This window comes from Helicobacter pametensis ATCC 51478, assembly GCF_000518225.1.
In the GTDB taxonomy this organism is placed as follows: domain Bacteria; phylum Campylobacterota; class Campylobacteria; order Campylobacterales; family Helicobacteraceae; genus Helicobacter_G; species Helicobacter_G pametensis.
In genome coordinates this window covers 378,540-396,604 of sequence record NZ_KI912401.1, presented here as the reverse complement: position 1 = coordinate 396,604, position 18,065 = coordinate 378,540, and the positions used below count along the sequence as shown (strand labels likewise).

At 40.1% G+C, this 18,065-nt stretch carries 18 protein-coding genes and 1 pseudogene; 7 read left to right on the top strand and 12 right to left on the bottom strand.

Annotated features, from left to right (window positions below):
• Nucleotides 1-50: 50 nt before the first annotated feature.
• Nucleotides 51-338: an endoribonuclease VapD gene (vapD, locus tag T391_RS0106595; protein WP_027327662.1), complete on the bottom strand. Its 288-nt coding sequence runs from the start codon at nucleotides 336-338 to the stop codon at nucleotides 51-53.
• A 278-nt stretch (nucleotides 339-616) separates the two neighbouring features.
• Here vapD and T391_RS0106585 point away from each other — a divergent pair, with 278 nt between their 5' ends.
• Nucleotides 617-997, top strand: a complete 381-nt coding sequence (locus T391_RS0106585; RefSeq protein WP_027327661.1) for a diacylglycerol kinase — start codon at nucleotides 617-619, stop codon at nucleotides 995-997.
• Nucleotides 998-1,005: 8 nt separating this feature from the next.
• On the opposite strand, the gene pstB is transcribed toward T391_RS0106585, so the two are convergent.
• From pstB to T391_RS0106565, 4 genes are read right to left on the bottom strand one after another with little or no spacing between them, the layout of a single operon-like run.
• A complete protein-coding gene (pstB, locus tag T391_RS0106580) occupies nucleotides 1,006-1,746 on the bottom strand; it encodes a phosphate ABC transporter ATP-binding protein PstB (protein ID WP_027327660.1) in 741 nt (246 codons plus the stop codon).
• Nucleotides 1,740-2,834 carry a phosphate ABC transporter permease PstA gene (gene pstA, locus T391_RS0106575; RefSeq protein WP_027327659.1) on the bottom strand — a complete coding sequence of 365 codons (1,095 nt, stop codon included), beginning with the start codon at nucleotides 2,832-2,834 and terminating at the stop codon, nucleotides 1,740-1,742. The genes pstB and pstA overlap by 7 nt, the downstream gene beginning before the upstream one ends.
• Nucleotides 2,831-3,742, bottom strand: coding sequence for a phosphate ABC transporter permease subunit PstC (pstC, locus tag T391_RS0106570; protein ID WP_027327658.1), 912 nt, complete (start codon nucleotides 3,740-3,742; stop codon nucleotides 2,831-2,833). Before pstC ends, pstA begins: the two co-directional genes overlap by 4 nt.
• On the bottom strand, nucleotides 3,739-4,731 hold the full coding sequence (locus tag T391_RS0106565; protein WP_027327657.1) for a substrate-binding domain-containing protein: 993 nt from the start codon (nucleotides 4,729-4,731) through the stop codon (nucleotides 3,739-3,741). Before T391_RS0106565 ends, pstC begins: the two co-directional genes overlap by 4 nt.
• Nucleotides 4,732-4,831: 100 nt before the next feature.
• Here T391_RS0106565 and T391_RS0106560 point away from each other — a divergent pair, with 100 nt between their 5' ends.
• Both T391_RS0106560 and T391_RS08465 read left to right on the top strand, forming a co-directional pair.
• Nucleotides 4,832-5,482, top strand: a complete 651-nt coding sequence (locus T391_RS0106560; protein WP_027327656.1) for a response regulator transcription factor — start codon at nucleotides 4,832-4,834, stop codon at nucleotides 5,480-5,482.
• Between the two features lie 11 nt (nucleotides 5,483-5,493).
• Nucleotides 5,494-6,690, top strand: a complete 1,197-nt coding sequence (locus T391_RS08465; protein WP_051420664.1) for a sensor histidine kinase — start codon at nucleotides 5,494-5,496, stop codon at nucleotides 6,688-6,690.
• Nucleotides 6,691-6,700: 10 nt separating this feature from the next.
• Here T391_RS08465 and radA read toward each other — a convergent pair whose 3' ends face one another.
• Genes radA through T391_RS0106540 form a run of 3 tightly spaced genes read right to left on the bottom strand, consistent with a single transcriptional unit; the run spans nucleotide 6,701 to nucleotide 9,465 of the window.
• Nucleotides 6,701-8,041, bottom strand: a complete 1,341-nt coding sequence (gene radA / locus T391_RS0106550; protein ID WP_027327655.1) for a DNA repair protein RadA — start codon at nucleotides 8,039-8,041, stop codon at nucleotides 6,701-6,703.
• The gene (gene ftsY / locus T391_RS0106545; RefSeq protein ID WP_027327654.1) at nucleotides 8,034-8,915 is read right to left on the bottom strand and encodes a signal recognition particle-docking protein FtsY; all 882 of its coding nucleotides are present in this window, start codon (nucleotides 8,913-8,915) and stop codon (nucleotides 8,034-8,036) included. The genes radA and ftsY overlap by 8 nt, the downstream gene beginning before the upstream one ends.
• Nucleotides 8,899-9,465: a TlpA family protein disulfide reductase gene (locus T391_RS0106540; RefSeq protein ID WP_027327653.1), complete on the bottom strand. Its 567-nt coding sequence runs from the start codon at nucleotides 9,463-9,465 to the stop codon at nucleotides 8,899-8,901. The genes ftsY and T391_RS0106540 overlap by 17 nt, the downstream gene beginning before the upstream one ends.
• Before the next feature lie 31 nt (nucleotides 9,466-9,496).
• On the opposite strand from T391_RS0106540, the gene T391_RS08460 reads away from it, so the two are divergent.
• Together T391_RS08460 and rny are read left to right on the top strand one after the other, a co-directional pair.
• Nucleotides 9,497-10,126 (top strand): 5-formyltetrahydrofolate cyclo-ligase, encoded by a 630-nt coding sequence (locus T391_RS08460; RefSeq protein WP_158654385.1) that lies wholly within the window; start codon nucleotides 9,497-9,499, stop codon nucleotides 10,124-10,126.
• Nucleotides 10,056-11,519, top strand: a complete 1,464-nt coding sequence (rny, locus tag T391_RS0106530) for a ribonuclease Y (RefSeq protein WP_034584047.1) — start codon at nucleotides 10,056-10,058, stop codon at nucleotides 11,517-11,519. Before T391_RS08460 ends, rny begins: the two co-directional genes overlap by 71 nt.
• On the opposite strand, the gene T391_RS0106525 is transcribed toward rny, so the two are convergent.
• Nucleotides 11,485-11,973, bottom strand: coding sequence for a tRNA (cytidine(34)-2'-O)-methyltransferase (locus tag T391_RS0106525; RefSeq protein WP_027327651.1), 489 nt, complete (start codon nucleotides 11,971-11,973; stop codon nucleotides 11,485-11,487). The genes rny and T391_RS0106525 overlap by 35 nt on opposite strands.
• Nucleotides 11,974-12,048: 75 nt before the next feature.
• Between T391_RS0106525 and T391_RS08810 the strand changes: the two are divergent.
• A pseudogene (locus T391_RS08810) lies at nucleotides 12,049-12,807 on the top strand (PAS domain-containing protein); the annotation flags it as partial.
• Nucleotides 12,808-12,840: 33 nt separating this feature from the next.
• Complete coding sequence (locus T391_RS08805) at nucleotides 12,841-13,359, top strand: methyl-accepting chemotaxis protein (RefSeq protein WP_420806133.1); 519 nt, start codon at nucleotides 12,841-12,843, stop codon at nucleotides 13,357-13,359.
• Here the strand turns inward: T391_RS08805 and T391_RS0106515 are convergent.
• The 3 genes from T391_RS0106515 to T391_RS0106505 are packed head-to-tail and all read right to left on the bottom strand — an operon-like array spanning nucleotide 13,356 to nucleotide 17,999.
• A complete protein-coding gene (locus T391_RS0106515; protein ID WP_027327649.1) occupies nucleotides 13,356-15,563 on the bottom strand; it encodes an endonuclease MutS2 in 2,208 nt (735 codons plus the stop codon). The genes T391_RS08805 and T391_RS0106515 overlap by 4 nt on opposite strands.
• A complete protein-coding gene (murC, locus tag T391_RS0106510) occupies nucleotides 15,556-16,863 on the bottom strand; it encodes a UDP-N-acetylmuramate--L-alanine ligase (RefSeq protein WP_027327648.1) in 1,308 nt (435 codons plus the stop codon). Before murC ends, T391_RS0106515 begins: the two co-directional genes overlap by 8 nt.
• Nucleotides 16,860-17,999, bottom strand: coding sequence for a succinyldiaminopimelate transaminase (locus T391_RS0106505; RefSeq protein ID WP_027327647.1), 1,140 nt, complete (start codon nucleotides 17,997-17,999; stop codon nucleotides 16,860-16,862). Before T391_RS0106505 ends, murC begins: the two co-directional genes overlap by 4 nt.
• Nucleotides 18,000-18,065: the final 66 nt, after the last annotated feature.

Here is an 18,065-nt window from a genome sequence, read left to right as displayed (position 1 = left end):
GGGGGAGGAGGATAGTGTGACAAAGTTTTGTAGGGCTGAGATTTTATCCTCTATGTGTCTCTCACAATATCTGTAAAATCGCTCCAATCCTCAACTTTAAAAGCTCTAATATCTCTTACGGATTTTTTAAACCAATCAATGCTAGAGAGTTTATTGATCGCTTTATAGACAAAAGAGAGTGTATTCTCTTTTTCTTTGCTCATATAGACACTTCCTTGAGTCCATTCAAAACCTAGATTTTCTAACTCTTGTCTAATTTCATCATAAGCCTTATTGTAAGGCTCTCCATAATATTTTTTGAGTTCTTCAACTTTCAAATCAAAAGCAATCGCATACATTAGAAACAACCTCGATTTTAAAAATCATCTTGATAGCACTTATGCTATTGGAGATTGTATCAAAGCTTTATTGAAGTGGAGTTATAAGATTGATCGGAGTTGGATATTGAGCTGGGGGGCAAACGCTCCTAGCTCCTATCTTCTATTTATCTGCATACCCTTCTAAACTCTGAAATTTTGCTTTGTGCCAAGCCTCATCACCAGATTTGAGAGCATCTCCCTCTTTTGATCATCAAAATACTTGTAAAATCTTGGATGAAATTGACTAAGGATCATTTATGCGCAATGATAAGAAAGGCAAAAGGGGGTTGAAGAGGATTTGGAATGCATTGTTTTATTCTCTTGATGGAATCAAGGCTGCTTGGAGAGATGAAGAGGCATTTCGACAGATTTTGATCTTGGCATGTATGGGGATCATAGGAAGCTTTTTTTTGGCGAGAGATTGGGTGGAGTGGGTGATATTGCTTTTGCCTTGTTTTTTGGCTTTGATTGCTGAATTAGTGAATTCTGCGATTGAAAATGCGATTGATTTCACAAGCTTGGAGATCCATCCTCTAGCCAAGAAGGCCAAAGATATGGGGAGTGCGATCCAGCTGATTGCCTGTGTGTTTTGGGTTTTGGTGTGGGGGGGATATGGGATATGGAGGAGTTTGGGATGATCTATTGATCAGCCAAACACTCCATTGAGATAAGCCCTTGTTCTCTCTTCTTTGGGTGATTCAAAGAATTCTTTGCTTTTGCCCATTTCTACAAGTTCTCCTAGATGAAAGAAGGCGACTTTATCCGCCACTCTTTTGGCTTGCTGCATATTATGAGTGACCATCACCATAGTGAGATCTTGACTAAGCTCTTTTAAAAGCTCTTCAATCACACTTGATGAAATAGGATCTAGTGCAGAGGTCGGTTCATCTAGCAAGAGAAGCTTTGGTTTGATAGCTAGTGCCCTTGCGATGCAGAGGCGTTGTTGCTGACCTCCTGAGAGCGCTAGGGCATTGGTTTTGAGCTTGTCTTTAACTTCATCCCAAAGCCCCACTTTTTGAAGAGAGATCTCCACTAGTCCTTCTTCTTCCTCTTTGTTTTTGATCATCCCATGTAGTCTTGGGGCATAAGCGATGTTTTCATAGATGCTTTTGACAAATACATTGGGTTGCTGGAAGACCATCCCTACCATTTTTCTAAGCTTGACCACATCTTGAGAGGCGACATCTTGCCCTTTGACTTCTACAAGTCCTTGAATATTGGCGATCTTGTCATTCATACGATTAAAGCATCTCAAAAATGTGGATTTACCACAGCCTGATGCACCGATGAGTGCGGTGATTTTATTTTTTTTGATGTTCATATTGATATCAAATAACGCTTGTTTTTTCCCATAGAATAGATTGAGATTGACAACTCTTGCTACCATGATTGTTTTCCTTGAAAATATTTTCTTAAATAAATTGCACTTAGATTGAGCAATACCAAAAGTCCCAATAGCACCAAAATCCCAGCAGCAGCTCGCTCCAAAAATGCTTTTTCAGGCATACTCGCCCAGTTATAAATCAAAGCAGGTAGAACTGTAGTGGGCTGAGTAAGAGAGGTTGAGACATCAGGGATGAAGGCAATCATTCCTATAAGCATCAATGGTGCAGTCTCTCCGATGGCTTGGGCAAGTGCCAAGATAGAGCCAGTGAGGATTGTGGGCATAGCCATAGGAAGTGAGATACCCTTGATGACTTGCCATTTGCTCATACCTAGTGCATATCCAGCTTTTTTGAGATTGATATCCACACTTTTGAGTGCTGATTGACTTGCGACTATGATGATCGGTAGGCTCATAATGGCCAAAGTCAATCCCCCCACAAGTGCTGAAGATCTAGGCATCCCAAAAAAGTTGATAAACAATCCAAGCCCCAAAAGTCCAAAAATAATGCTTGGAATCCCAGCTAGATTGTTGATGCACACCTCAATGGTGCGAGTAAGCCAATTTTGAGGGGCAAATTCTTCCAGATAAATAGCTGTGGCGATACTGATTGGGACAGAGACGACCATACAAACCAAAATCACCAAAAGTGTCCCAACGACTCCAGCCAAAACCCCTGATTGTTCAGGTGAGGTTTTGGAATCTCCATTGAGGAAAAAATTGAGATTAAAGCGTGTTTCTACTCTTTTTTCTTGTTTGAGATGATCAACAAGGGATCGTTGAGAATCTTTGAGGCGAGAGAATTTTTGTTTGACATATTGATCGACTTCAGCATGAGCTAGATACCATGATCCCTCTTTGATTCCACCTTGTAGGCGTATTTTTCTTTGCTCACTTCTTGAGAGAAGTGATGTGATTTTAGAATCAGAGGAGGGAGTGATATAGATATAGGTTTGATTAAACGCTGGAAGACCCATGTAGGTAATACTTCCCAAAAAAATAATCAAAAACACAAAATTGATATAAAGCCCCATTTTGCAAAAAAGCTTGAAGCGTTTTGAGGATCTTTTTCTTCTTTTGAATAGCTTCATAGATTTTTTCCTTTGTGAAATTGATGGATGAGATAGACGCTGATCATATTGATCACAAGTGTGATGATAAAGAGTGCTAAGCCCAATGAAAATGCACTGAGTGCAAGAGAGCTATCAAATGCTTGATCTCCTTGGAGTGCTTGGACGATATGCACAGTCACTGTCGTCATATCTTCTAAGAAATTTAAACTTAGATTGGGTCTAAGTGATGCTGCCATGATCACAATCATCGTCTCTCCCAATGCTCGAGACAATCCAAGCAAGCAAGAGGCGATGATCCCAGGCATAGATTCGGGCAAGATGACAGCAAACACAACTTCTTTTTTGGTCATTCCTAGTGCATAAGCCCCGCTCACTCTTTTGGCACTCACTGATTCGATGCAATCTTGAGAGAGTGAGGCGATAATGGGGACGATCATGATCCCCATAATAAATCCAGCACCCAATGCACTCTCATAGCTTGCAGAAATTTCAAAGAATTCAAAAAATCCAACAATAAATGGAGCGATCACAATCACAGCAAAAAATCCAAATACAACAGTGGGGATTCCAGCAATGATCTCCAAAATCGGTTTAAAGAGATTTTTGGATTTTTTCCCAGCAAAGACTCCCAGATAAATCGCACACATCACGCCAATAGGGATAGCTGTCAGCATCGCAATAAGGGAGATATAAAATGTCCCCCAAAACAAACTTAGTGCTCCAAAGATCCCATGTCCCACACTTCCATCAGCTCTTGCAAAGGCTCCATCAGCTGCCCATTGTGATGAAAAAAGAAATGTAAAAAGACTTTCTTTTTGAAAAAATTTAATCGCCTCAATCAAAATAGTGAGCATGATTGCAAGGCTGACAGCAATGCTTATAAGGGCACATAAAAATAATATGCCCTTGATGATGTTTTCTCTCATTTGGAGACTTTGCCTTCTTTGATGAGTTTGAGAGTAAGATTGGAGGGGTTTTGTAGTCTTTCTTGAGTTTCTTTTAGGAGTGTTTCACTGAGTGGGACAAGTCCGATTTTGGATAGCTCTCCATCACTTGAAGCAAGATCATCACTCATAAAAATTTTGGCAAATTCTAGAGATTCTTTGTTTTTTGTATTGAGGTAGATGAAAAGAGATCGAGCAAGTTCATATTTTCCACTCGCGATATTTTCTTCATTGGCTTGGATTGAATCAATATCAAGCGCGGCAATCTTGTCTTGATTGTTTGCCAAAAATCCATATCCAAAAAGCCCTAGAGCTTCTTTGTCTGCACTGAGTTTGGTGACGATGAGATTGTCATTCTCTCCGCTTGGGATGTAGGCATTGTCTTGGCGGATGCTTTTGTATTTGCCTGCTTGATTGCCGTATTCTTTGAATTTTTTGGATACTTTTCCAAGGATGAGTTCTTCAATCGTATCTCTTGTCCCAGAGCTTGAAGGTGGTCCATAGATTGTGATCTTTCGCTTTGGAAGAGAGGGGTGGATTTGATTCCAGTGTGTGTATGGATTGGCGATCAATTTTCCATTTTGTGGGATTTCTTTGGCGAGAGCTAGGAAGAGTTGCTCTAAAGTTATATTGATGGGGGCATTGATCTTGTTTTGGGCAAGCACGATCCCATCATATCCAATCATCACACCTACGATATTGCTCACCCCATTTTTTTGACAATTTTGAAACTCACTTTCTTTCATTGTTCTTGAAGCATTGGCGATATCCACTTTGCCTTCACAAAAGATCTTAAATCCTCCCCCAGTTCCAACACTCTCAACAATTGGGGTTCTTGTGTTTTTGATCGCTGCATATTCTTCAGCGACAAATGCACTAAATGGATAGACCGTAGAAGATCCAGCGATATTGAGTTCTGAGGCACTTAGGATCAAAGTGCTAAGTCCAATGGCAACAAGAGTTTTTTTCATTTTTTCTCCTTGGAATTTAGAATACGGATGAAAATGTAGAGAGGCTTGGAAACTTTTTGGAAACATTTATTCTTGGTTTGTGTTTTGCTATAGTTTTTAGATGCTAAATGTTGTTTTGATTGAAGATGAAAAAGATTTGAATGAATTGATTTGCTTGCACTTAAGAGAAGAGGGGATGAGTGTGCAGAGCTTTTTGGATATGCCAGATTTGGAAAAGATCTTGCAGGGGGAGAGAGTGGATGTTTTGATCATTGATCGCAATCTTCCTAGTGGAGATAGCATCAAATCCATCCAGCGTTTGCGCACTTTTGGCTATGAAGAATCTGTGATTTTTCTCACAGCTAAAAGTAAGCAAGAAGAGGTATATGAGGGATTTGAGCATGGTTGTGATGATTATCTTTGCAAACCATTTGAGATGAGGGAATTGCTTTTGCGTCTTAAGGCTATGATGCGCAGAAAGCTCAAGGATCGTTTGCAATATGGGGATTGTGTCTTGCTTTTGGGTGAGAGAGAATGTTTGTATGAGGGGAAAAGTATAGTTTTGAGCACTTTGGAATTTGAGCTCTTGCGATGTTTTTTTGAAAACAAAAATGAGACATTGAGTCGTCAATTTTTGAGTGAGAGTGTCTGGAAAAATGACACCACAAGTGATAAGAGCATCAATATCGCTATCAAGAGATTGAAGCAAAAATTCCCTTTTTTGAAAGATAAGATTCTTGCAATTCGTGGTTTGGGGTATCGATTGTGCTAAGTTTTAGGGGGATGTTTATCTGGATTTTTTGTGGTTTGTTTGGGGGGTTTGTATTTTTGAGTGATCGATGGAATACAACTGAGAATCAAAACTTAGCTTTATCAAATGCCAAAGAAAAAGTCCAAAATGCAATCTTTGCTCTAAAACATATCGATCTTGCAAAAATCACCCAAGATCCACAAATTTTCTGCGAGGGCTTGGGTGTGGGGCTTTTGGTTGAGGGATATGGAGAGCTCATCTCCTCTTGTGCTCCTTCATTGCCTCAAGATAAGTATGAAGTCATATCACAAGAGATCTTGATCGGAGAAAAAAAGATCACTGTATGGGCATCGCCAAATCTCAAGAAGAGCTATGCTGATCTCTTGATCTTGGTGATGTTTATGCTAAGTGTATTGTGTGTTTTTGGGATTCTTTATTGGATCTTTCAAAGACAATTTGAATCCATTCTTTCATTTTCAAAAAATCAAAAAAAATCCACTCTTTTTTCTTTTGATGAAGTCAAAGTTTTTTCAAAACAGCTCAATAGATTGGAAAAAATTCTATTTAAACGAGAACAAAAAGCATCCAAGCAAGCTCAAAAAATCAAATTGAAAAATACTCAGCTCTCCAATTTGATCAGCGCGATTTCTCATGAGCTCAAAAATCCTCTAAGCATTATCCAACTCTCCCTAGATGCTCTAAAAAATCCAAAACTCACCCAAAAAGATCTCTTTGAGCAAAAGATACACCATCAAGTTGTGCGACTCAATCAATTGACGCATAAGCTTAATTTTGTGTTTAATCTTGATGTAAAGCAATTGCAACTTGAAGAATTTGATTTGTTTGAGACTGCTAGGAGGGTGATCCTAGCTCAGGGGAATGATCGGATTGAATTGCTAGGTGAGAAGACTTGGGTTAGGGGGGATGTGTTTTTGATCGAGCAAGTGATGATCAATCTCATCTCTAATGCCTTGAAATATAGCCAGCGTGAAATCCTTATCGAAGTTAAAAATCAAAAATTCAAAATCACAGACTATGGAGAGGGAATCGCTCCAGATCAGATCAAAAAAATCACAAAAAAATTTTACAAAATCAATGCGGAGAATGAAAATTCCTTTGGTTTGGGGCTTTTTATAATCAAAAGGATTCTTGCATTGCATCAAAGTCATCTCAAAATCAAATCAAAACTTGGAGAAGGAAGTCACTTTTCTTTTAAGCTAGAAGGCTAGAGATTGGAGCTTACATCCAATCAAGTAATTTTGTCACCTCTTGGATTTCATAGCATTTGATTGGGGTGGGATTACTTGGTTTTTGAGCGATGATGGCTTTTTGGAATCCATAATTTGCAAGCTCTCTTAGACGCACATCAAGATTCCCCGCCTCTCTGATGTCGCCGATCAAAGTTACCTCTCCAATGAAGGCAGTGTGCGGACTTAGCGGGCGATTTTTGAAGCTTGAGATAATGCTTGCAATGAGTGCAAGATCTGCTCCAGTTTCATTGATTTTGATTCCACCTGAGATATTGACAAAGACATCATAGCGATTGAGAGGGAGGTCAAGTTTTTTTTCCAAAAGTGCCAAAAGCATATTTAAGCGATTGAGATCAAATCCTGTGGCTAGGCGTTTGGGCATCCCAAATGAACTTTCACTCACCAAAGCCTGCACTTCCAAAACTAAAGCCCTCGAGCCTTCCAAAATCACTGTCGTGGCACTTCCTGCCATTTGTTTTTTGGATTGAAAAAAGAGTTTTGAAATCTCTTTGGCACTCACTAGTCCATTTTCTTTCATCTCAAAGATACCTACCTCACTTGTGGTGCCAAAGCGATTTTTGAATCCTCTTAGAAATCTAATTTCCCTACTTGGATCTCCTTCAAAATACAGCACACTATCCACCATATGCTCTAGCACTCTAGGCCCTGCGATTGAGCCTTCTTTGGTGATGTGTCCGATGATAAAGATTGCGATATTGTGATCTTTGGCAATTCTTAGAAGTGAAAAGGTGCTTTCTCGCACCTGAGAGACTGATCCAGGGGCAGAACTAATAGAATCTGAAAAAAGCGTTTGAATGGAGTCAATGATGCAGACTTCATAATTCTTGGCACATTCAATGATGTTGGATAAATTGATTTCATTTAAAAGATGAAGATTAGGATGAATGCATCCTAGGCGTTCTGCACGCATTTTGATCTGTCCAGCACTCTCCTCACCACTGACATACAGCACTCTTTTGCTATTTTTGGCAAGATTGTAGGAGACTTTGAGTAAAAGTGTGGATTTTCCAACCCCTGGGCTTCCGCCGATCAGATACAATCCTCCCTCAACAATCCCTCCCCCCAAAACCAAATCAAATTCACTCTCTCCAGAGCTAAATTTGAGAAACTCTTCATGTTCTACTTCTGTGATAGGAATGGCTTTAGATGGATTGGATGAAGTGGTTGAGCTTGATTTGAGATAGGCGATTTGCTCACTTTTGAGCTCGATTAAGCTCTCCCATTCTTGGCAATTTGGACATCTTCCAAGCCATTTTGGACTTTGAAATCCACAATGCTGACACTCAAAGAGAATCTGCTTCTTAGCCAAAAATAGCCTCTAAAATAGAGTTGATGTATTCTTCTTCATCAAAGACTAAGAGATCATCTTCTTTCTCTCCAGTGCCGATGTAGGCGATGGGAAGTTTGAGCTCATAGATCATACTCAAAATCGCCCCACCTTTGCTTGTGCTATCTAGTTTGGTGACAATGATTCCATCCACATCTAAAATCTCATTGAAAATCTTGGCTTGAGCGATTGCTGAGCTTCCTTGCGTGCCATCAAGGATGAGAAGCTTGTGAAAGGGTCTATTGTCTAGGGCTTTGGAGCAAACCTTGGAAATCTTAATGAGCTCATTTTTGAGATTGGTTTGATTGTGCAATCTTCCGGCAGTATCGATGATGATCTGATCTGCATCTCTTGCAAGTCCAGCTTTGATGCTATCAAAAGCAATCGAGCTTGGATCATGTCCGATCTGAGAGCTAATGACTTCGATACCAAGTTTTTCTCCCCAAAGCTTAAGCTGTTCAATCGCTGCTGCTCTGAAGGTATCTCCAGCACCTAAAATGACTTTTTTGCCTTCTTTTTTCCCGCGATTGGCAAGTTTGGCGATTGTGGTGGTTTTGCCTGCACCATTGACACCAATGATAAGCATCACTTCAGGGTTACTTTTGGGGGGAGTGTAGGAGAGTTTGTCATAATAGCTCTCTGATCGAAAAAATCTCCATAGTGCCACTTCAAGCTCATTTTTGCTCACTTCTTGAGGGAGGTTTGCTAGCATCATCTCAACTAAATCATAAGAGATATCACTCTCAATGAGTGCCATTTCAAGCTCATCTTTGGGGATGAGTGTGGTTTTGGAAGTGATGATTTGAGTGATTCCATCTGTTGTTTTTTTGAGGATGGATCTAAGGCTTTGAAACATTTTTTTTCTCCATTTGTTCTAAAAGTTGATTGATATCAAACTCCACCATCTCTTCAGGGATCACTCCTTCATAATCTTGAACAAGTCGCAGCTTGTGATCATATAGCACAAGGAGATTTGTATCAGTTTGACAGTTGAAGTTTTCTAAAAAGTTTTTTTTGTCTACTGCAAAATAAAAATCAAAATCCAAATCATAAGTCTGATTGATGATTTTTGCTTCATCGCTGTAGGGATTGCGGTTAGAATCATTGGTGATTAAGATTGGGATAAAGGTGATTTTATCCTTGTAGGTTTCTTGGAGGCGTTTGATATGTTCAATCCCCATAAAACATAAATTGCATGAGGGTTGCACAAAAAAAAGCAGAAGTGGCTTGTGCTGGTTTGGAATCTCAAGACGATTTTTGATCACTGTGATTTCTAGTTTTTTCCCAGAGATGCTCTTGAGATGATACTCAGGGTAAGCTTTTTTGGAAAAACTGCCTTGATTGCAGCCAGCCATAAACAATAGGGCAAACAATACAAAAAGATAAATCGATGCTTTTATTTTCATGAGTGAGATTATAAAAGCTTGGGAGAAAACATTGAAGACAAAAATACGAAATTTTGCAAAAAAACACCTCAAATCCTATTCGCAAAAGCCCAATATTTGGCTTCATGATAAACGAGTTTCTCAGTTTTTGCTCCATTGGATTTGTGCTCAAAAGCCCAAATGTGTTTTGCTCTATCTTCCCATGCCTCATGAGATAAACCTCAAAAGTCTTGCATTTGAACTCAAAAGAAAAAAGATCACAGTTTTGGTGCCAAAAGTAAATGGAGAAGTGATGGAGGCTGTGAGTTTGCGTCTGCCCCTAAGACTTGGAGCATACAAGATCTCAGAATCTTCTAGTTTCACTCCCTATCAAGGAAAGATTGATCTAGCGATCGTGCCTATTTTGGGCTTTGATTCTGCAATGAGGCGCATTGGGTTTGGGTGTGGATATTATGATCGCTTTTTGGAGGGAAATGTTGGCAAACCTTATATAATTTTTGCTGCAAGATTTTTAATTTTTTCAAGACAAAATGTGACACATGATCACGATGTGAGGGCCGATTTGATCGTATCTTCGCGTGCATTTTTAAACATCAAGGGGAAAAGACAAAATGGAAATTATCGAAGTAGGTCTTATTATCTTAATTCTGATTGTAGTCATTGGGTTATATCTCGCTTTTAGGCAATTTTTGAAAGATAAGGGTGGATTAGAGAGTGATTTTTCCAAGGTGCGTGCCAAAGAAGATGAATTGCGCTCTATTTATGAGAAAAAGTTTCGTGAATTGCATTTTTTGGAAAAAGAACTTCAGATGCAAAAGAAGCAGAATCAAGAGATGTTTGAGCAAAATCAAAAAACCCAAGAGAAGCTTTTGGGGAGAGAGGAGGCATGCAGGCAGTTAGAAGAGCAAAATCTCAAAGACAAACAAAAACTCAAAGCTCTATTGAATCAATCTCTTGAGTTGGATGAAGAGCAGTGCAAAAAAGAACTTCTTGCAATGTATGAAGAGGATCTGATCGCTCATAAAGGGCGTCTGATCCGCCATTATGAAAATGAGCTCAAAATCGATCTTAGAAAGAAAGCCAATAATATCATCGCACAAGCTACGACACGCTATGCTGGAGAGTTTGCCCAAGAGAGATTGATCAATGTGATTACTCTTCCAAGCGATGAGATGAAGGGGCGAGTGATCGGAAAAGATGGGCGCAATATCAAGACTTTTGAGATGATTACAGGTGTAGATGTCATCATTGATGAAACTCCTATGACTATTACTCTTAGTAGTTTCAACCTCTATAGAAGGGCGATTGCTACGCGTGTGCTTGAAAGATTGATTGAAGATGGCAGGATACAACCCTCAAGGATTGAGGAAGTTTTCAAGCGTGTGAGTGAGGAGATGCAAGAGAGTCTTTTGCAAGAAGGTGAGGGAGTTGTGCTTGATTTGGAGTTGGGATATATGCATCCTGAGCTTAAAACAATGATTGGACGACTTAAATATCGTGCAAGTTTTGGACAAAATGCACTTGGACATTCAATCGAGGTGGCAAAGCTTGCAGGAATCATCGCAGGAGAATTGGGTGGGGATGCTAGGCTTGCAAGAAGGGCTGGGATCTTGCATGATATTGGAAAAAGTCTGACTCAAGAATTGGGTGGGAATCATGTGGATTTGGGATATGAAGTCTGTCAAAAGCACAATGAGCATCCAGTGGTTCTCAATGCTATTAGAGCTCATCATGGACATGAAGAGGCTTTGAGTATCGAATCAGCCGCTGTATGCTGTGCTGATACACTTTCTGCTGCTAGACCGGGAGCTAGGAGAGAAGCACTAGAGAGTTTTTTGAAGCGTGCTGTAGAACTTGAATCTCTTGTGCTCAAAAAGCGTGGAGTGAAACAAGCCTATGTGATTGACTCAGGTAAGGAGCTTAGAGTGATTGTGGATTCTATGATGCTAGATGATGATGCTTGTGCAATCTTGGCTAGAGAGATTGCCAAAGAGATTGAGATAGGATTCCAATATCCTGGGGAGATCAAAGTGCATTTGATTAGAGAAAGTCGTGTGGTAGAGATTGCTCGCTGATATGTGGATAGTTTTGTCTGATTGCTTCATACAAAACTGCTCCGACACATGTAGCAAGGTTGATGCTGCGAATACCATCTCTCATGGGTAGTGTCAAAACACTTTGAGAGTATTGATGCAAGATCTTAGGAGGGAGGCCAGCATCTTCTCGCCCAAAATACAAAAAACATTCATCATAAAGTTTGGCATCAAAATAGTTGCGCACTCCTTTTGTAGAGAGAAAGAAATGATTAGAATCGGGAGGGAAAGACTGCCAAAAATGCTCTAGATTTTCCCATTCATATACTGCAAGTTTTTCCCAATAATCCATCCCTGCGCGTTTGAGTTCTTTTTGGGAGATTTGAAAGCCAAGGGGATGGATGAGATGCAATCTTGCCCATCCTGCAACACAAAGCCTTCCGATATTTCCTGTATTCTGTGGAATACGGGGCTCAACTAAGACAATATTAAACATAAATAAACCTTGTGAAGGGAAAGATATGTAGTAAAGAAAGGTTTATAATATCAAAAAACATTCAAGGAGATAGCGGTGTTTTTCAATCGGGGTTTACAAGAAAAGATTCAAAAACTTCAAAAAATTATCAAAGAACAGGGTGCTTTGCTAAGTGCGCTTGATCAAGGATTTTGTATCGCAAGATTGGGGGTAAATAATGAGGTTTTGGATGCTAATAAGAATTATCTTGAGGCTGTGGGCTACACGCTAGAGGAGCTCAAAAGGATCGGCTATAGAGGGATTAGAAATCCAAATGTGTCAGAAGCTGATTATGAGCAATTGTGGCTTGCGATCAAAAGTGGAAAAGATGCATCAGGGATTTATTCACAAATCAGTAAAGATGGAGCCTTGGTGTGGTTTTATGTCGCATTTAGCCCAATCTTTGATGAAAATCAAAACCTGATTAGAGTAGATGCAATCAGTGCAAATATCACGACATTTATCACTCAAGCTCAAGAATCACGAGACACACTTCAAGCACTCAATCGCTCAATGGCGACTATTGAGTTTGATATTTTTGGAAATATTGTTGATGCAAATGAGAATTTTCTTCGGACTGTGGGCTATGCTTTAGAGGAGATCAAAGGCAAGCATCATCAAATTTTTTGTGAAGATTCCTTTGTCCAATCAGATCAATATGCCAATTTTTGGAATCGTCTCAAATCTGGAGAATTTATCGCTGATAAATTTAAGAGAATCGGGAAGGATAACAAGGAGATTTGGCTTGAGGCAAGCTACACTCCCATTTTGGATCCCAAAGGAAAACCCTATCGCGTGATCAAAATCGCAACAGATATCACTCCTCAAATCCTCAATGATAGAGAAAATATGCGTATCGCCTCAGAAATGGCTCAAGAAAATGATGCCCTTACAACAGATGGGACACGCGTCATCGAAAAAACGACAGACAATATGAGAGAAATCTCTGAAATGATGCAGACAAGCTCTTCTCTTGTAGCAAGTCTTGGTGCGCAATCAGATGAAATCACATCTGTGATTCAGACGATCAAAGATATTGCTGATCAGACCAATCTTTTGGCACTTAATGCTGCTATTGAGGCTGCAAGAGCTGGAGAACATGGACGAGGTTTTGCTGTGGTGGCTGATGAGGTGAGAAAGCTTGCTGAGCGCACAAGCTATTCCATCACAGAAATTACAAGCACGATCAATTCGATTCGTGATGTGACAGGACAGGTGGTCGAAAGTATCAAATCAAGTATCTCACAAGTTGAAGATGGTGTGAGATTTGCTAATGAGGCCAAAGAGTTTATGGATCAAATCAGAGAGAGTGCCTCAAGGGTCGCTAAGACGATCCAAGAGCGCAATTCAGATACCAAAAGACATTAGAGCCAGATAAGCTTGGCTCCAAATCCACCCATTTGAGGTGGTGCATCTTCAAAGCGCACAACTTTGGGATGAGAAAGCAAGAAGTCTTTGATCACTTTGGAGAGAACACCCCCACCAATCCCATGATAGATGAGAACTTCATCATATCCTGCCAAAAGGCAATCAGATAGAAATTTATCAGCCCTTTCTAGTGCTTCTTCAGCGCGTAAACCATGGAGATCAAGACTGATTCCAACTGTATTTTTGGGAGCTGTGATTTTGGTCTTGATCTTTTGAGGTTTGGGTGGATTGTGATGGATGGGTGTGAGTTCATGAGCCAAGGCTTTGAGTTTCATACCATTTTCGCATTCGATCAAGAAGCCTTTGGTGTTTTTTCCGATGATGACTCCTCTCTCATTGCGGTATTTGATCCTCTGTCCGATTTGAAGTTCTTGGGTGATTTTTGGAGTGGGGATTGTGTGCTGGGTTTTGAGAATCTGATTGGCCTTGTTCATATTTTGATGAATCTTTGTGAGGCTTTTTGCTTCTTGTTTGAGTGCTAGAAGTGCTTCATCATAGGTTTTTTGGAGCTTTTGCTTGAAATGAAGTAGCTCTTGTTTGTTGTCTTGGATTTGATCTTGGAGTTGTCGCTGTCTATCTTGAGTTTTTTGAATCTCTTGGGTGAGTTGCTGATTTTTTTGATGGAGTTCAAGTTCCAAAAGTGTTGATTTTTCAATCAAAGCATTGAGTTTTTCTTTGTCATCACCATAATGTTCTTTCGCTCTTTGGATAAGGCTTGGAGGGATGTTGTAGCGCATTGCGGTTTCAAATGCATAACTTTTGCCAATACTTCCTTGTAAGAATCCAAAAGTGGGAATTTGATTTTTTTCATCAAAAAGTGCAGCCAAAAGTTCGACTTTGGGATGAGTGGCCATAAGAGATGCGAGGCGTTTGTGATGCGTGGTGATGATGATTTTATTATTTTTTTGCAATAGATGCTCAAGGATGGATTTGTAGAGGCTAGAAGCTTCATCAGAATCTGTTCCAAGCTCAATCTCATCGATTGCCAAAAGCATCGAATCAGCATTGAGAATCTTGGAGATTTCAAGCATTCTGCCTGCAAATGTGGAAATATCATTTTTGCTATTTTGTGGATCAGAGATGATGGCATGGATTTGTTTGAAATAGCCAATTTTAGATTTTTGAGCATTGATTTTTTGAGGGATGAGATACTTGCTCAAAAAGGCACAGCTCAAGATGGATTTGAGTAGCATCGTTTTTCCTCCAGCATTCACACCTGTGATCATGAGTAGGTTTTGTTTGAGCGAGAGGTTGAGAAGTTTTGGATTTTTGAGTGCTGGATGTGCATAGTCATGCAAAATAAGCTCTTGGGTATGTGATCTGAAAAGGAATTGCAAATTTTTACTTTTGGCAAATTGACTGCGTGCATTGAGATGATCGAGTGTGTCAAAGCTTTGGTTGATAAATTTCAAAAATTTTAAGTGTTTTTGAAAACTTTGACTGATTGTTTTGCAGATTTGAAAGATGAGATTTTGGATGGCATCTTGGATTTGAGTTTCTTTTTCTTTGAGTTTGATGATCCCCTCAGGGCAGAGATAAAAAAATCCAGTCTGTGATCTTGAGATGATGAGACCTTTGATGCTGTGATTGAATCCAGCTTTGAGCAATAAACATTCATTTCCATTGAGATAGTGAATCTGGCGATCTACAAGATAGGGAGCTAATCGATCTTGCGCAAGAAGTTGAGAAAAAAGCTTGGAGATTTGTTTTTTGTTGGATGCAAGAGCGTGTCGCAAGCCATCTAATTCATCAAATTGCCCCTCTTTAATCTCACCTTCTTGATCAAAATATTTTGAGATTTCAATGAGATTTGGAGGGATGATGATCTTCTCAAGCCATGCTTTCAATATCCCATCTTTGGGGATAAAGCTTGCCTTTTGAATAAGGGAAAAATAAGCAATAATCTTAGAAAATGCCACGATTTCATCTAGTTTGAGGATTCCAAATTTTTGCAAGAGCATTAGTTGTGAATTGAGATCGGGAATGATGGGGAGAGGAGGGAGTGTGAAAGTCTCAAGCTCTTTGAGTGCTGCGATATGAAATCCCTCATCTCCTTGCAAAGTGATCTCCTTTGGGCGTGCAAAAAAATCTACAAAAGAGGCGATAAAATCTGAGAGATCAAGTTTTTGGATGAGATTATTCAAGTGTTCCTCTTAGTTGCTCTGTGATATTTCCAGCCCCAAGTCCGATGATAATTCCCTCTCTAAGATATTCAAATTCTCCCTTAGAATCACAAAGTGCAATCCCATCATGGTGTCGTGTGATATGTGTGGCAAATGTGGGATGGTATCGGGCAAAGAGAGAGGCAAAGTCGATTTCTTGATGTTCTTCTCCAGCTTTCCAAACAGGCAAAATGATCAATCGATCACAGCCCTTGAAGCACTCAATGAAGGCCTCTTGATTGTCTAGGAATCTAGAATATTTATGAGGCTGCCAGATGCAAGTGATGGGGAGGGGAGTGCGAAGTGCATTGTAAGCTTGAAGGGCTTGGAGAGTAGCCTTGATCTCTGTAGGATGATGTGCATAATCATCGATAATCACCGCTTGATCTTTGTGCAAAATATCAAAGCGTTTTTTGATGCCCTGAAAGCTGGAGAGATTGTGGCGAATCTCCTCAAGGGGGAGCTCATCTAAGCTTGCCAAGATTGCCAAAGAAGCATTGAGTGCTGTGTGATTCCCAAGTCCCCATACTTCAAATGTCCCTAGATTCTTGAGATCAAAGCGAGTATAGGGCTCACCTTCTTTGAGAAAAAATGTGAGATTTTGGATATCGCGTTGAGGATAGAGACGCAAGGCTTCAAGGCTTAGAGTTTGCAAAAATGGATCATCCATATTGATGACGCGTTTTTGGGCTTGTGTGAGAAATGCTTCATAAGCACCATAAAATTCTTCTAGATTGTAGTTGTAGTTTTCCATATGTTCAGGTTCAGCATTGGTAACGATGGCGCAATAGGGATTGGAGTTGAGAAAGCTTTGATCTGATTCATCAGCTTCAAAGATAAGGCCATTGCTTTGTGAGCAGCGCACATTGCTGCCAAATTCTTTGCTCTCTGCGCCAATAATAGCCCCAAAATGAGGAAGGATGCTACTAAGCATCGCACTTGTCGTGCTTTTGCCATGGGCACCACAGACACTAAAGACTTGTCGATTGCTCAAGATTTCTTTGAGTGCTTCTTTGCGGGAGAGGATGCGGATATTTTTCTTTTGTGCTTCCAAAATCTCGACATTATCAGCCTTGATGATGGCAGAGTGGATAATGAGATGTTGATCAGAGATACATTGGGGATTGTGGGGGATAGAGATTTGGAATCCTTCTTTTTGAAGATTTTTGATGATTTTGTTGGAGGCGATATCTGATCCACTGATGGTGTGGCCTTGAGATTTGAGATAGCGTGCGATTCCTGAGATACCAATCCCACCGATACCAATGCAGTGTATATTCATTTGTCCTCCTTGAAGTGTTTGAGTGCGTATTGAATCTTTTGAAGAGCGATAGAGATCATAGAGGGAGGATAGACAAGTGCAAGACGCACAAAACCTTTGCCTGCTCCATTGCGTCCCAAGAAACTTCCTGGAAGAACCTTGATCCCATAATCTCTATAAAGCATTGTAGTGAAACTTAGCTCATCGCCCACTTCAAGCCAGACATAAAATGTATAAGGTGAGATTTGAGTTTGAGGAAAGATATCTTGAGCGATTTTGAGATTTTGCGCATATAGAAGGCGTGTTGGTTCACTTGAGAGATTCCAAGCTACCTTTGCAGCTTCTTGGAGAGGGAGGGGGATAGCGCATCCTATATAGGTGCGATAGAGCTGATATGCCTCAAGAAGTTTGGAATCCCCAGCGATAAATCCACTTCTTAGACCAGGAGCGCAGGAGCGCTTGGAGATGGAATTGAGGGCGAGAATGTTATCAAAAGAAGTATTTTGGACCTGAAGACAAGCCTCTAGAATACTTGGGGGAGGAGTGTCTTGATAGATTTCACTATAGCATTCATCGCTTAAGATGATGAAATCATATTTGAGGGCAAGTTCAACCCAAGTGCAAAGCTCCTCTAGCGTGAGAATACTTCCTGTGGGATTATTAGGAGAGTTGAGAATCACAAGATTGACTTTTTGAAGATCGCTTTGGGTCAGTGAGGGTTTGAATTGATTCTCTTTTGTGAGATCCATTAGGATGATCTGAGCTTTGGCTCCGATGGCTCCACCCTCATAAATTTGATAGAAAGGATTGGGATAGGCGATGTGAGCGTCTGATTTGTTGGAGAGCAGAAAATGTGGAAAATTGAACAAAACTTCTCTTGTGCCAAATGTGGGGATGAGCTGATGAGGTGCAAGAGAGAGATCAAAGCGCGTCTTGATAAAATTGATTTGTGCATCTTTAAGAGAAGATTCCCCAGCAGATTTGGGATATTTCCTGAGCAGATGTGTGGAGTTTTGAAGAGCTTCTTGGATGGGTTTTGGAGTCTCAAATTGAGGTTCTCCAATCGTTAGATCAACTACATTTTCAGCTTCAGTTTGAATACCTTCTAGAAGAAGGGAGAGCTTTTCAAAAGGGTAGGTTTGAAATGAGTTTAGCACGATCTGTCCTTAGGGGAAGTTTGGGTTAGAAGCCGTATTTTAGTCAAAAACTTCTGAAAACATCTT